Below are 14390 nucleotides of genomic sequence, written 5' to 3' on the forward strand. Positions count from 1 at the left end.
TACGGCAGCTGAATTAAATCCGATTCAATAGTCGACTTTGTTAACTGAGATGTTGTAATACACAAAAAAGAAGCAACTAGCGTCATTGCTAGTTGCTTCTCATCGAAGTGATATATAAAATCAAACATTTATCTATAAAACTTTAATACTAATTTCTTTAGTTCTCAAAGAATTCTTTTTAAACTTAAGGATCGCACTTTGTGACATAGTATGTTCTGTTTTAAACGCTTCTTTAACTGCTTTCTTATCTGATGAATTCATAGGTTTAATCTTAGTATTCGTTGTCAACACTGCCATGTCATCGCCTCCTATCTTTATTAGTCATTTAAGACTATCTAACTATATTGTACACTATCACAACTAAATTCAATAGTATTTTTCATTCTTCAAGTAAAAAGAACTACACTGCTAGTTAAAAAACCCACAATACTCAGATGGACGATTCCCAACGCCGTATCCATCCATGAAAAAAGTTATCTATTCGTTTCCAAAACAAATAGGATTGACAACCATTTCCCTGGTCATCAACCCCATTCACAAAGACTAAACTTTCAACTGTCTTTGCTTTAATTTATTCAATCTCCAATTCTAAAAACTCTCCACCAATGCCGTTAAGTAATCCTTCAATTCTTCCTTCAACTCCGGATGTTTTAATCCATACTCAATGTTCGCTTCCAACATACCTAACTTATTACCTACATCATATCGCTTACCTTTAAACTCTAAGGCAAACACACGTTGTGTTTTATTCAACGTATCAATCGCATCGGTTAATTGAATCTCACCACCACGTCCAGGTCCTTGTTTCTCAAGTATATCAAAGATTTCTGGCTTCAATAAGTAACGTCCTACAATTGCTAAGTTACTTGGCGCATCTTCTGGTTCAGGCTTCTCAACAAAGGAATTCACTGAATAGATTCCTTCAGATACTTCTTCAACAGGTTCAATAACTCCATACTTAGATGTATCTTCATGAGGTACTGGAATGACTGCTAATGTCGATGCTTTACGCTCATCGTAGTTATTCATTAATTGCTTTGTTAAAGGTACTTCATCTACCATGATGTCATCACCTAACATAACAACAAATGGCTCATTACCGACGAAGGTTTTCGCTTGTAATACTGCATCCCCTAATCCTTTAGGTCGCTTTTGACGGATAAAGTGTAAGCGAATTTCAGTTGTTTCTTCGACTAAAGCTAACAATTCATCTTTACCTGTTTGTTTTAAGTTATATTCCAATTCAAAGTTCGAATCAAAATGATCCTCAATTGGACGCTTTGCTTTACCTGTTACAACAATGATATCTTTGATACCTGAAGCAATGGCTTCTTCAACAATAAACTGAATCGTTGGCTTATCTACTATCGGTAACATCTCTTTAGCAATCGCCTTTGTTGCAGGTAAAAAACGTGTTCCCAGCCCTGCTGCTGGTATAACTGCCTTACGTACTTTCGACATGTATATCCTCCTGGAATCTTCTTTATTTCTCTATTGTAACTATACTCGTTATTGATACAATTTTAGTTATTGTTATAAACATCACGCGTATAAACTTTATTCTTCACATCTTGAATATCTTCTGATACACGGTTAGCCAAGATTACATCAGTAATTGCTTTGAATTCGCTTATGTCATTCACTATACGATAACTTTCAAAACGGTTCTCTTTAATCGTTGGTTCGTAAATAACAACTTCTACTCCTTCAGAACGAATCTCTTTCATTATATCGAAGATGGCTGCTTGACGGAAGTTATCTGAGTTTGTCTTCATTGCTAAACGGTGAATACCTACAACTTTAGGGTCATTCGCTAAGACTTGTTTAGAAATGAATCCTTTACGTGTGTCATTTGAATCAACAATCGCACGAATTAAGTTATTAGGAACATCCTTGTAGTTGGCAAGCATTTGTTTGGTATCTTTTGGTAAACAATAACCACCGTAACCAAATGATGGATTATTATAGTAATCTCCAATACGTGGGTCTAAACTTACACCATCGATAATTGACTTCGTATCTAATCCTTTAGTTTCAGCATATGTATCTAATTCGTTAAAGTACGATACACGTAAAGCTAAGTATGTATTAGAGAATAACTTAACAGCTTCAGCTTCTGTTGAATCCATTAATAAGACTTCAACATCTTCTTTTTTAGCACCTTCAAGCATTAAGTCCGCAAATTGTTGCCCACGTTCTGATTTATCTCCAACTATAATACGCGATGGATATAAATTATCATGTAAAGCTTGCCCTTCACGTAAAAATTCAGGTGAGAAGATGATATTTGATGTCTGATACTTTTCATTAATTCGACGTGTGTAACCCACTGGTATCGTCGATTTAATAATAATTGTTGCTTCTGGAGCATACTTTAATGCATCTTCTAATACACTCTCTAAAGCGACTGTATTAAAGTGATCTTTTTCGTCATCGTAATCCGTTGGTGCAGCCACAACTACAAATTCAGGTTTGTGACCATAACCATAGTCTCTATCCGTTGTTGCTTCTAAGTTTAATTCTTTCTCAGCTAAGAAGTGCTCAATTTCTCTATCAGCTATGGGTGACTTACCTTCATTAATCTGATCAACTTTTTCTTGGCTTAATTCTAATGCTCGCACATTGTTGTGTTGTGATAACAATACCGCATTTGATAAACCAACATATCCTAATCCTACAACAGTTATATTCATGACAATCTCCTTTTGTTTATATAAGCTCAAAATAGCTAAAAATTTAACATATCTTTAACATTATATCTAAATTTAATACTTTATACAAAGCAATGCTAATCATTAAATAAAAAAACTCAATAATCATTTTGTATGACTATTGAGCTAATTAAATCTTCTATTATTCGGCAAATAATTCTTGTACAACTTCATAACTTTCCAATGTCCCAATATCATAACGATATTCATCAAAGATATAACCATACACTTTCGCATGTTCTAATAGATATGGAATAAAGTTTCCATTCGCATCTGCATTATTACCTTCTTCGATGTAATCTGCAAGTAGACCAATATGTTCAGCTTTAATAATATAGAATGTTGGAACACTGTAAGGATAATTGACGGTGTTTGGCTTCTCTTCAAAACCAATGATCTCACCAAGCTCATTAATATCAGCTGTTCCACATCGGACTAATTGTTCTAAATTTTCTTCTTTGTATAAAGAAATGATATTCTCATCTTTTTCTTTATAGAATTCAACAAAGTCAGTTAATTCAAATCCAAATAAGTTATCACCAGCAACAACCATTAAGTCATCCTGTACAGCTTGTGTATCAATGACGTACTGAATATCCCCTAAAGCACCCAAACGAGTTTCATTGGATAATGTTCCATCATTAACGACTGTTAGTTTGATACGGTAATCAGCATTCTGTCTCCATTCTTCAAAGTGAGTCGAGAACTTATCGTTCGTTACAATAAAGACTTCATCGAGTTCTTCAACTTTATCCATCTTCTCAATGATATGATCTAAGATACTTTTATTACCAACCTTAAGTAGTGGTTTAGGTTGATTCTTAGTTAATGGATATAAGCGAGTGGCATATCCAGCTGCCAGTACAATTGCCTTCATTATTCAAACTCCTTTGGATCTACAAATCTTGCACCATCATCAGTCTTACAGAAATTCACTTCATATACATCTTTATATTCTGGATGTTTATTAGGATATACTTCATCTATACGAGCTTTAATCTGGTCTTTAAACTCTGGATTAACCAAACCAATAACAGCCCCACGGTAACCTGCCCCACTTGGTCGAGCACCGTATACACCTTCAGTTTCTTTCAGTATGTTATAGATGGTCTCCATCTCTGGAATCCCTGACTCTTGTTGGTAGAATGAACTGTGACCTGATTCAAACATTAATTGCCCAAAGGTTTCAATATCTCCATTCGCCCATGCTTCTGCCCCTTTTTCTACACGGTCTTGTTCAGTGTAGAAATGAGCAGCACGTTTTCTGAAGCGTTCTAGTAATTGACCTTTATTCTTTTCATAGACTTCTCTTGGAATGTCTCTGAGCATAACATCATCTAGTTTAGGTAGTGGCATTCCCTCTATCTCTTGAAGCATCCAACCCGCTACACGAACTTCATCAACACGGTTATTAAAGTCTGTTCCTATTAAATTCTTTGTGATACCGGAAAAAACTACTGTAACTTCAAACTCTGGGAATTCATTTCCTTTAGGTATCATCTCATGTTCCCATTTTTGGCAATCCATGACCATCAATTGATTATTCAGGCTTAACACATTAGCTGATTGGTCTAAAATACCATTCTTTAAACCAATAAACTCTGTTTCAACCCAATGGCTGTATTTAATAATGTCGTATTGTGTGAACTCTATTCCATTTACTTCACATAGAGCCATTAAGTAAGCGGTAGTAACAGCAGCAGATGGAACTCAATCCTCCAATTGGAAGATTCCCACTGACCATAGCATTCAGTCCACCTTTTAAGACATAATCTTGTTGAAGTGCTTGAACAGCACCGCGGATATAATTTCCCCAGAAACCAGGGATATATTCTAAATCATGTGTTAGATGGAAGTACTCTTTATCAGGAAAATCGATACTACGTATATTAATGTATCCGTCTTCGCGAGGAGCATAAACCATATACACACTCGCGTCTAAAGTCATACCAGTTACTTTGCGCCTTGACAATCAGAATGAGCACGACTGGGATATATTCTAAGCGAAGATTTAACTGGGTAGTGCTTAGATTTATTACTAAATTGTTTTTTATATGATTAATCATATAATCCAATAATAAATTTCTTAACATAATATTGTCATTTGTAGTTAATAATATATTGTGACGTTAATCCAGCTTAAGTTTTTTGCGTAAGAATATTTTTAATACCTAATCTAATCAGACAAGTAATAATAACGACAACACAGTAATATTTAAAGTAGAGAATTTATAATGATTAAACAGGTGTATAATGTCTAATTAACTTCCCAAATAAAATAATATGGATCATATCCTGATCCCTTTAAGATTATAAAATTATATAATATAAGTAAAATAAGTAAAACTATAAAATATAAAACTTTCTTCTCATTCCTTACCATCTTATTGAATATTTGCGGTATTAATAATAATGCGTACGGAGCGAAATATTCAGAAAATCTTTCAATCATTTGAACCTGTAAACCTAAGATATTAAAAAAAGCATAGAATGTGACTGCGTTAAACCAAATTCTTTCTTTAATATTATTAAAATTAATATTTTTTTCATAGATGATACTAAATATTAATAGTGTGCAAGGTATTAGTGCATTTGAAAATGAAAAACCCGTCATACCGTAAGAGGATTCATCATAAATTGTATAAAAATATTTTTGGAAAAAAGCAAGAATACTATTTAAATAAAGCATTACAATACTTGCACCAAAAAACATTACAATTAAATTTTTCAAACTAAATTTAAAGTTAAGTATAAAATAGAATGGAATCATAATAAACGCTGTTTTATGAAATAGCGAAGCTATTATAACAACCAGAATATATTTCATTATTTTTCGTTCGTATAAATACTTTGAACCTGAAAATATTATGGTTGCTGCTAATATTTGTCGTATTATATTAAATGAGGTATAAAAAGAACCTATTGTAGTAAACAATAAAATACTCAACCATAGGTAAGGTGAATCCTTAATAAATTGCTTGAAATGGCCAGATAAAATTATAAATGAAGTAACAATAAATAGATATAACGCATTATCGGTGAACAAACCAATAAATCTACTCAAAAATACAAATCCAAATTCTTGTGCTTGCCCTATTTTAAATGTTTCAAAAAAATCAAATTGATTATATAAATTAAATAAATAAGTATAGTTTTTATAATCGGTAGTAAAATCTCCTCTAAAAGCAGAGACAACAAATAACAATAAAAACATAAAAATGATACATAAATAAGTAATTGCTTGTTTTTTTTCGATATCCATATATTTTTTTTCATTAATTAAAGTAATATAAAAACCAAAAAAAATGATTGATATATTAACAAATATGTACATCACCATTAAATATAACATCCCTTCATTAACAACTTATTATATTAATTTAGAGTAAATCATTATTAGTCAATATTGAACATTTACACTATTGAAATTTAATATAATATTTAATGAGTAAATAACACTAAAGATATTTGAGAAACTCTACTCTAAGTTTGACTCTGTATTATTAACAAGTTTCAAAAAACATACAATTCTTTAGCGTATTTCTCTTTAAAATACATTGTATATTCATGTAAAATTATTGTTATTCTATTATATCTTCAGTCGGTAATTCCCATAATTGTCCTAATTCTTCGTTAATTTTATGAGGGGTAATCAATTGAAAACCACTAGAATTAGTAAATGTCATTTCTCCAAAATAAATTTTCCCATCTACATTGTATAAATCAACTCTTACATGCGGGAAACCTTCAGACAAAATGGTAGCAATTTCAATCATTTTGTCAAAATTCTTTGGTTTGGGTATTTGAGTTTCAGTATTTGTAAAATTACCTTGTTGGAAATCTTGAATATTCCACTCCATATCATAAATATTTCTATGATGACCTTCATGGGAACCATCGTCAAAAGTACAATAATACGGTTTACCAGCAAAACATAAAAATCTATAATCATTTAATTGATTATTACTATCATTTATAAATTTCTCAGCAATGATTTTAGGCTGTATATCGGAATAATGTAATTCAAATGACAATAAAGCATGATCTGACTTTAACCATCTGTTAAATTTAAATTTAAGTCCAATTTTTTTAACCTTTTTTTTGTCATGTACAATTACATTTGTAGCTGAAGCGTTTGTTGTTTTTAACACAAATTTATTAGGCAATTCATCAAATTCAATCTCTTCAAAATTATTCCAAACACCTAATAAATCAATTAAATATTCACTTCCAATTTTATTTTCAACCCATTCTCTAACTAAATACTTATCAGAGAGTCTTGTCTTAAGAGGGTTTTTATCAAATAATTTAGCCCATTGCATTTTTTCATTATAAGTTACTAAGTTTTCCCAATCTAAATTTTGTCCTGTTCTTTTTTTAAATATAGTAGCTATCTCTGCTTTTTGTTGATTAATATTATATTTTTTATATTCGGACATTGTTTTTTTATTCTTAAAATTCCTCAATCTATATAAGAACTCATATAATAAAGGAAAGTCAGTTTTTATTTTATTTTTCAATTTTTTCTCCTTTTATTCTCTTAATATAACTCAACCATTTTTCTATGGAGCAAACAACCAAATTCCATTTTAATTTCTAATCATATTTGATACTTCTATTATGATTTATATTCTGTAAAACATATTTTTCATTTTTTTATTAAATTAACAACTATTTCTTTATAAAATATGAAATTCACTAATAAGGAAATCGCTATAGATATCATTCCTAAAAGAGATGCATTAATTATCCATTCAAAATAAGTCGTAGAATCTTTAGGCAGCAGTGTACTAGTTATTATTATTAATATAAAAATAATAATATTTACACATATTTGTTTTATAAAAATACTAATTTTTCTTTTTGTTAAATTTTTTGATAAATATAATACTAAATAAATTGTTCTATATAAAGTGGCAATTAATGTTCCCAATGCTACCCCAATAAGGTCCATACGCCTGATTAAAATTAACGATATTACTATATTAATGCTCGCTTCTAAAAATGAACTTCTCTGAGTTTCTTTAAAATGTCCTCCCGCAAAAATCATAGCATTATAAGGTACTCTTAAGCAGAATATAGCATTTGATATGATTAGAATTGTAGAAAAAATTGGATTAATATAATTAACATCGTTAATACCAGCTGTATATAAACTTATAAATGAATTTATTAAAACAGATGTCATAGCAAAAATAATTGTAACAAGGGTATGAATTATCCACTCTATTCTTGTAAAATAATTGTTAACTTCAACTAAATCATTTTTTACAAGTAAATTACCAAAGAACGATTTAAATCCTACAGAAATAGTTGTGATTAATAACTTTAAACCATTAAAAATTGTAAAATAAACTGAATAAACTGAGACATTCTCAAGTGTAGAGAATAAAGTCAACAATATCGTATCTGTACTATTCATTACAGTATAGGCAATATGCTGTGCTGCTCCATTCCATTTTTGAGGCAACGAATTTTTAGTATCCTTTATATTAAAATCAATTACATAGTTTTTCTTCACATAAAAAAATAAATATAAAGGTTTTAGCATAAACAATAAACTAGTCAATAGTTTGACTAGCTGAATTGAAAATCCATTTACAATAAGTAAGGCTGTAATTATAATATTTATAGTTGTTGTAAAAACTGCTACTAATAAAGGTATATAATTTTTTTCATTAGCATTTAAAAATAGCTGGTTTACAATACCAAAGTAATATTGAGTAAATGAGCTAATCGACATTGCTATTATTAAAAAAACAGTGCCAAAATAATCATATGGACTGTCTACTAGAATAGGAAATAAAATCACTAAAAAACCAACATATGCAACGAGTATCAAAGCAATTCTATTGAAGAATTGCTTTGCAGAAGTCATTATAGAATTGATTTTTGAATAGTCATTTTCGTTTATGGGTCTGTACAGTGCGGACTCCACTACGGAACCTACACCCATTTCTAAAAAAATAATTATAGCTAAAAACTGGTTTACTGAAGCTACAAGTCCATTTGTTTCTGATCCATAATGCACTAATATCAAGCGTGGTAGAATAATACCTGATATTAAAACTACTATTTGATTCAGTAAAGATATTTTAGTATTTAATTTTAAGTTATTTACACTACTCATTTAATTTCGAATTCCTTTTCTATATGATTTATTTTAGCTTTATAAGATAACTTATGGTATTCTCATAATCTAAATTTTTCTTAGTACAGACCTAAATAATAATTAACTAAAAATTATTATTAGTTAATTATTATTTCCAATTAAATGTTTAATTTTTCTATAAATAAATCCTTTGTAAGATAGATAATACTTCCTAAATCTCTTTAATATTTTTTCATCAAACTCTGGATATTCCAAATTAAACTTCATATCATTAAATTGCTCTGTACTTTCACTAAACTCTACTCGATATTTTCTGTTTTTCCCACTATGGGTTCCAGTTCCATCTAAACCAATATTTTTTATAAATGAATTAACTGGATATATTGTATATTTATTATGAACAAACTGAGCATAATACCATCTTATTGCCCACGAATCTACCTTCCCATTCATCTGATCATCTAATAGATAGGTTAAATCCCTACCTCCCCTATTAAATTTATGCCTTTTAGCTCTGTCATGCTTAAATTCAGCATAATCTTTCACTTGCCAATCTACTAAGTCCCACTCATTTTTCCATGTTCCCCAGCCCCAGCTAGATCCTCGAGGGGTAATAAATATATCTTTTTGATAATCTTCTGGTATTTTTATCGGGATTGTATAACCGCTTATTGACCAAATATCATCCGATCTTTCATATTCGTTTAATGCTGCATTCATAAACGATAAAAATTTTGGATGTGAAATCAAATCATCCTCCATAACTATTGCTTTTTGATATTCATTTAATACTTGGGTCACACCAATAATAATTGATTTTGCTAAACCTTTATTCGTTTGTGATTCAGAGATTATCACTTTTTTAAAGACACTTAAATCCTTACCACTCTTAATATATGCTCTCGTTTTTTCTACATTATCTGAATTATCTTCTTCCTTTTTTCCATCTGAAAAAATATATAATACAGTTTCTTTTGCTAATGTATTTTTTGAAAGAGCTTCTATAGTTTTTTTTGTATGTTCTGGTCTATTATAAACAAATAAAACTACTGGTGCTAACATATATTTACCTTCTTTCATCATTATGGCTATTTATTAATTGTAATATTTTTCTCACAGTTATCTTAGGATTTTTGAACTCTATAAGATATTTTTTTGCTTTTTCAGCAAAAATATTTCTTTCTTCTTCAGTTTGATTATATATTTGCTCTATCTTATTACTGAGTGCTTTTACTGTATTATCATCTACAAAATGAATATATTTTTCATACTCTTCTGGGATTCCATCTAATTTATATGCAATCAAAGGATTACCGGTTAACATATATTCCATATTTTTAGAGGGAAATGAATATTTTGTATATTCTCCGATATTTTTTCTAGGATTTACTACTATGTTAGCTTCTTGTTGCATTTGTCGAGCTTCATTATTTGATAGTTGTCCATAATATTCTAAATTAGAGTGTTTTCTTGACAACTTCTCTATTTCTTTCTCAGCATCTCCACGTCCACAAATTTTTAAAACAACATCTTTTAAATCTAGTTGTAAAACTGCTTCAACTAAACTCAGTATCCCGTATTTTTCAGAAAGTGTACCTGTGTATACTATTTGAAATTTTCTATCTTTTATTTCTTCTTTATGTTTTTGTGTTTGATCACTAATATCACTTACTATTCCTTCTACTATAGTATATGGTTTGTTATGTGTATTCACGACCTCATTCATGTTTTCTGTAAGAAATACGAATGAATCTATCGAACTTAGCTTGCGTTCCAATATTTTTATATCTATTGATTTAAAAAATCTATAAAAGCTATTCCGATTTTTATTTAACATCATATATTGTGGTAAATCCGGTACGATGCAACAGATTTCAGTATCAGGATATTTTTTTTTGAAGTCATATGCTGCTGATACAAACGGTGTGTGTAGGGAATAAATCATCAATATTTTTTTTTCATCACTTTGTTCATTGGACAATTTATTATATACTTTTTTCTTTCTTGAGATATTTCTGAACCCCCATAAATTAATAAAGTCAACAATTGCTAAGGGATAATTTAAGAGTGTTTCCGACTTTTCTCCTTTGAAGTGAAAGTCTTTGTAGGTTTTTGGATAACTTCCAATAAATGGTGCTGAAATGACTTTAACATTCTGAACATTATTGTCATGTAATCCCTTTACAATATTTTTTTGAAAATTATTAGCTGCATACTGAACCGGACCATTTGATTTATTAAGGATTTCTTTTTCCATTTTTTCTGTAAATATTCCACTTAAAAAAGTTATTTCCATTTTTATTTTTCCTTTGTTTTATTCCAGACAATTCTGTTTATATAGTCAGTATATGAAATAATTATTCGTAATACTTTCTCAGATACATTCGGCATACTATAATCAGCAACTAATCTTAACGTATCTTCTTCTTGTGTATCTAACACTGTTAGCCCTTGAATTATTCTTTCTTTCTCAAGCCCAACCATCATTACTGCACCTTCCTCCATTGCTTCTGGACGCTCATGTGCTTCACGTAAGTTCAGTGCTTTAAACTTAAGGATTGAAGACTCTTCACTAATCGTACCACTATCACTTAGAACCGCTTTTGAGTTTACTTGTAAGTTGTTATAGTCAGTGAAGCCCATTGGTTTCATTAATTGAACTAACTCATTAAACTCAACACCTTTTTCCTCAATCATATTACGTGTTCTAGGGTGCGTACTAACGATGACTGGCATCTGATATACTTCTGCAATCTCGTTCAATGAATCAACTAAGTTCATGAAGTTACGTTCTGAGTTAATATTCTCGTCACGGTGAGCAGATACAACAAAGTATTGACCTTTTTCTAAGCCTAACTTTGTATAGCTTTCTGCATTCATTATATCATCCATCTTATTGTTTAATACTTCAAACATTGGACTTCCTGTTTTAACGATTTGATCTGCTGGTAAACCTTCTGCTAATAAGTACTCACGAGCAATATCAGAATATGTTAAGTTGATGTCTGCAGTATGGTCAACAATCTTACGGTTTGTTTCTTCTGGAACACGTTGATCGAAACAACGGTTTCCTGCTTCCATGTGGAAGATAGGTATTTGATGACGTTTCGCCGCAATCGCACATAGACAGCTATTTGTATCACCTAATACTAAGAATGAATCTGGGGCTTCCTCAGCTAGAATCGGATCGATATTCGCTAGGATTTGTCCAACCGTAGCCATTGGTGAGTTACCTGCTGCATTTAAGAAGTAGTCGGGTTTTCTTAAGCCAAAGTCTTCAAAGAACACTTCGTTTAATTCGTAATCATAGTTTTGGCCAGTATGTACTAGTATATGTTCAATCGCGTCAGATTCTTCTAATTTTTGAATAACCGCTGATAATCGAATAATTTCTGGTCGTGTTCCCACAACTGTCATAACTTTTAATTTTTTCATTTAATTAAACCTCCAAAAAGAATGTATCGGGATTATTAGGATCAAACATTTCATTCACCCACATAACGGTTACCATATCAGATTCACCATTATTAACTATAGAGTGTGTATAACCTGTTGGGATATCAACAACTTCTAACTTGTCACCTGACACTTCATATTCAATCACTTCATTTGAGAAGTAATCTCTAAAGCGAACCACACCTTGTCCTGATACAACTAAGAATTTTTCGTTCTTAGTATGATGCCAATGCTCACCTTTTGTAATCCCTGGTTTAGAAACATTAATTGATACTTGACCAGCATTGGGTGATTTAACAAATTCAGTAAAAGAACCACGTGGGTCTTCATGCATTACTAAAGGATAGCTAAATTGATCAGTAGGTAAAAAGTTTAAGTAAGTACTGTACAATTTACGTGTAAAATCATCATCTAGATTAGAAACAACACGTGTGTTGCGTGACTCTTTAAATTCTTTAAGTAGGTCAGCAATATGTCCTAGTGTTTCTTTATAAATCACTGGTACTTGATAATAATTACCATCTTTCGTTCCATTATCATTAAGTGCTCTTACAAATTCCTCTACTAAATCGTCTACATATACTAATGTTAATTTTACATTTGGATCATTAACTGTTATTTCTTCGTCCCTTGCAATCTTATGGCTAAATGTAGCAATCACAGTATTATAATTTGGTTTAGACCATTTTCCAAATAGGTTAGGCAAACGGTATACATAGGTTTCAACACCATTATCGGCTCCATATTGGAACACTAAGTCTTCCCCAGCTTTTTTACTTTTTCCGTAAGATGAATCATTAGCTGCTTGAGTTGATGAAGTGATTAATATTGGAGCTTTATTTCCAGCTTCAATTAATGCGTCTAATAAAGTCTGAGTAAAGTCTACATTCCCTTCATGGAATTCCTCCTCTTTTTCAGGACGGTTAACTCCAGCTAAGTGATAGATAAAGTCAGCTTGTTTTGCTAGTTCCTTTAGTTCATCAGTAGCTGTTTCACGCGTTACTTTAAGGATTTGGTAGTCATCGTTTTGCTCCAATGTTGCAACTAGGTTTTTTCCTACAAAACCGTTGGCTCCAGTTACGAGAATATTCATCTTAACCCTCCCAATTTGCAAGTTCAACTTGTACTTCGTCTAATTCTAATAATTTTTCTGCTAATTCATCTACCGTTAATTGTTCAGTGTTATCTGAGTTATACTCATCTAGTAATCCTGTTGGGTTACCTTCATCAAAGTACTTATCGTAGTTCAAATCACGTTTATCCGATGGTACACGGTAGAAGTCTCCCATATCGAATGCTCGTACTGCTTCTTCCTTTGTTAATAATGATTCATACATTTTTTCACCGTGACGGATACCAATTTCTTTAACTTCTGGTGTTACATTAAATATCTTACCGATTGCTTGGATAAGTGTATTAATTGTGCTTGCCGGAGCTTTTTGAACCATAATATCACCTTGCTCAGCATTGTTAAATGCGAATAATACCAAATCAACTGCTTCATCTAAACTCATCATAAAGCGAGTCATGTCACCAGCGGTTAATGTAAGAGGCTTGCCAGCTTTAATTTGTTCAATAAATAATGGTATAACACTACCACGAGATGCCATAACGTTTCCATAACGAGTCGCACTAATACGTGTTTTCTCTGGGTCGATGTTTCTTGCTTTCGCTACAATTACTTTTTCCATCATTGCCTTAGACGTTCCCATTGCATTGATTGGGTAAGCTGCCTTATCAGTTGATAGACATACAACATTACTAACTCCTGCTTCTATTGCAGCAGTTAATACATTATCTGTCCCGATTACATTCGTTTTAACAGCTTCCATAGGGAAGAATTCACATGATGGTACTTGTTTTAATGCTGCTGCGTGGAAGATATAATCTACATCACGGACGGCATCTTTGATGCTATTAATATCTCGGACATCACCAATATAGAATTTAATCTTGTCATTATTATATTTCTTTCGCATATCATCTTGTTTCTTTTCATCTCTAGAGAAAATACGTATTTCTTTAAAGTCTGAATCCAAAAAACGTTTTAATACTGCGTTACCAAATGATCCTGTACCACCTGTAATTAATAATATTTTATTTTCAAACAT

Annotated in this window: 14 protein-coding genes; all 14 read right to left on the minus strand. The window is 31.1% G+C overall.

Annotation, left to right across the window (positions count from 1 at the left end; translation table 11 throughout):
- Window positions 1–132: 132 nt before the first annotated feature.
- A complete protein-coding gene (locus HYQ40_07320) occupies window positions 133–297 on the minus strand; it encodes a hypothetical protein (protein MBZ6527587.1) in 165 nt (54 codons plus the stop codon).
- A gap of 291 nt (window positions 298–588) precedes the next feature.
- Entirely contained in the window at window positions 589–1461 is an 873-nt protein-coding gene (gene galU, locus HYQ40_07325) for a UTP--glucose-1-phosphate uridylyltransferase GalU (protein MBZ6527588.1), read from the minus strand.
- Between the two features lie 62 nt (window positions 1462–1523).
- Window positions 1524–2693 (minus strand): nucleotide sugar dehydrogenase, encoded by a 1170-nt coding sequence (locus tag HYQ40_07330; GenBank protein ID MBZ6527589.1) that lies wholly within the window; start codon window positions 2691–2693, stop codon window positions 1524–1526.
- Between the two features lie 160 nt (window positions 2694–2853).
- Complete coding sequence (locus HYQ40_07335) at window positions 2854–3588, minus strand: nucleotidyltransferase family protein (protein MBZ6527590.1); 735 nt, start codon at window positions 3586–3588, stop codon at window positions 2854–2856.
- Window positions 3588–4388, minus strand: coding sequence for a hypothetical protein (locus HYQ40_07340; protein ID MBZ6527591.1), 801 nt, complete (start codon window positions 4386–4388; stop codon window positions 3588–3590). Before HYQ40_07340 ends, HYQ40_07335 begins: the two co-directional genes overlap by 1 nt.
- Complete coding sequence (locus tag HYQ40_07345) at window positions 4375–4683, minus strand: hypothetical protein (GenBank protein MBZ6527592.1); 309 nt, start codon at window positions 4681–4683, stop codon at window positions 4375–4377. Before HYQ40_07345 ends, HYQ40_07340 begins: the two co-directional genes overlap by 14 nt.
- 285 nt (window positions 4684–4968) lie before the next feature.
- Entirely contained in the window at window positions 4969–6051 is a 1083-nt protein-coding gene (locus HYQ40_07350) for an EpsG family protein (protein ID MBZ6527593.1), read from the minus strand.
- A gap of 241 nt (window positions 6052–6292) precedes the next feature.
- The gene (locus HYQ40_07355) at window positions 6293–7150 is read right to left on the minus strand and encodes a glycosyltransferase (protein ID MBZ6527594.1); all 858 of its coding nucleotides are present in this window, start codon (window positions 7148–7150) and stop codon (window positions 6293–6295) included.
- 209 nt (window positions 7151–7359) lie between these two features.
- Window positions 7360–8841, minus strand: a complete 1482-nt coding sequence (locus HYQ40_07360) for a polysaccharide biosynthesis C-terminal domain-containing protein (protein ID MBZ6527595.1) — start codon at window positions 8839–8841, stop codon at window positions 7360–7362.
- Window positions 8842–8964: 123 nt separating this feature from the next.
- Complete coding sequence (locus HYQ40_07365; GenBank protein MBZ6527596.1) at window positions 8965–9885, minus strand: sugar transferase; 921 nt, start codon at window positions 9883–9885, stop codon at window positions 8965–8967.
- A gap of 4 nt (window positions 9886–9889) precedes the next feature.
- Entirely contained in the window at window positions 9890–11119 is a 1230-nt protein-coding gene (locus HYQ40_07370; protein ID MBZ6527597.1) for a glycosyltransferase, read from the minus strand.
- A gap of 2 nt (window positions 11120–11121) precedes the next feature.
- Window positions 11122–12258, minus strand: coding sequence for a UDP-N-acetylglucosamine 2-epimerase (non-hydrolyzing) (gene wecB, locus HYQ40_07375; protein MBZ6527598.1), 1137 nt, complete (start codon window positions 12256–12258; stop codon window positions 11122–11124).
- Between the two features lie 4 nt (window positions 12259–12262).
- The gene (locus HYQ40_07380) at window positions 12263–13372 is read right to left on the minus strand and encodes an SDR family oxidoreductase (protein ID MBZ6527599.1); all 1110 of its coding nucleotides are present in this window, start codon (window positions 13370–13372) and stop codon (window positions 12263–12265) included.
- 1 nt (window position 13373) lies between these two features.
- Window positions 13374–14390: a polysaccharide biosynthesis protein gene (locus tag HYQ40_07385; protein MBZ6527600.1), complete on the minus strand. Its 1017-nt coding sequence runs from the start codon at window positions 14388–14390 to the stop codon at window positions 13374–13376.

The organism is Aerococcaceae bacterium DSM 111021 (genome assembly GCA_020112395.1).
Taxonomy (GTDB): Bacteria; Bacillota; Bacilli; order Lactobacillales; family Aerococcaceae; genus Ruoffia.

Coding starts and splice junctions, on each gene's coding strand:
- HYQ40_07355 (MBZ6527594.1), bottom strand. CDS start 7,150: ATGTCCGAATATAAAAAATATAATATTAATCAACAAAAAGCAGAGATA.
- HYQ40_07320 (MBZ6527587.1), bottom strand. CDS start 297: ATGGCAGTGTTGACAACGAATACTAAGATTAAACCTATGAATTCATCA.
- HYQ40_07360 (MBZ6527595.1), bottom strand. CDS start 8,841: ATGAGTAGTGTAAATAACTTAAAATTAAATACTAAAATATCTTTACTG.
- HYQ40_07365 (MBZ6527596.1), bottom strand. CDS start 9,885: ATGTTAGCACCAGTAGTTTTATTTGTTTATAATAGACCAGAACATACA.
- HYQ40_07350 (MBZ6527593.1), bottom strand. CDS start 6,051: ATGGTGATGTACATATTTGTTAATATATCAATCATTTTTTTTGGTTTT.
- HYQ40_07335 (MBZ6527590.1), bottom strand. CDS start 3,588: ATGAAGGCAATTGTACTGGCAGCTGGATATGCCACTCGCTTATATCCA.
- HYQ40_07330 (MBZ6527589.1), bottom strand. CDS start 2,693: ATGAATATAACTGTTGTAGGATTAGGATATGTTGGTTTATCAAATGCG.
- galU (MBZ6527588.1), bottom strand. CDS start 1,461: ATGTCGAAAGTACGTAAGGCAGTTATACCAGCAGCAGGGCTGGGAACA.
- HYQ40_07380 (MBZ6527599.1), bottom strand. CDS start 13,372: ATGAATATTCTCGTAACTGGAGCCAACGGTTTTGTAGGAAAAAACCTA.
- wecB (MBZ6527598.1), bottom strand. CDS start 12,258: ATGAAAAAATTAAAAGTTATGACAGTTGTGGGAACACGACCAGAAATT.
- HYQ40_07370 (MBZ6527597.1), bottom strand. CDS start 11,119: ATGGAAATAACTTTTTTAAGTGGAATATTTACAGAAAAAATGGAAAAA.
- HYQ40_07340 (MBZ6527591.1), bottom strand. CDS start 4,388: ATGGCTCTATGTGAAGTAAATGGAATAGAGTTCACACAATACGACATT.
- HYQ40_07385 (MBZ6527600.1), bottom strand. CDS start 14,390: ATGTTTGAAAATAAAATATTATTAATTACAGGTGGTACAGGATCATTT.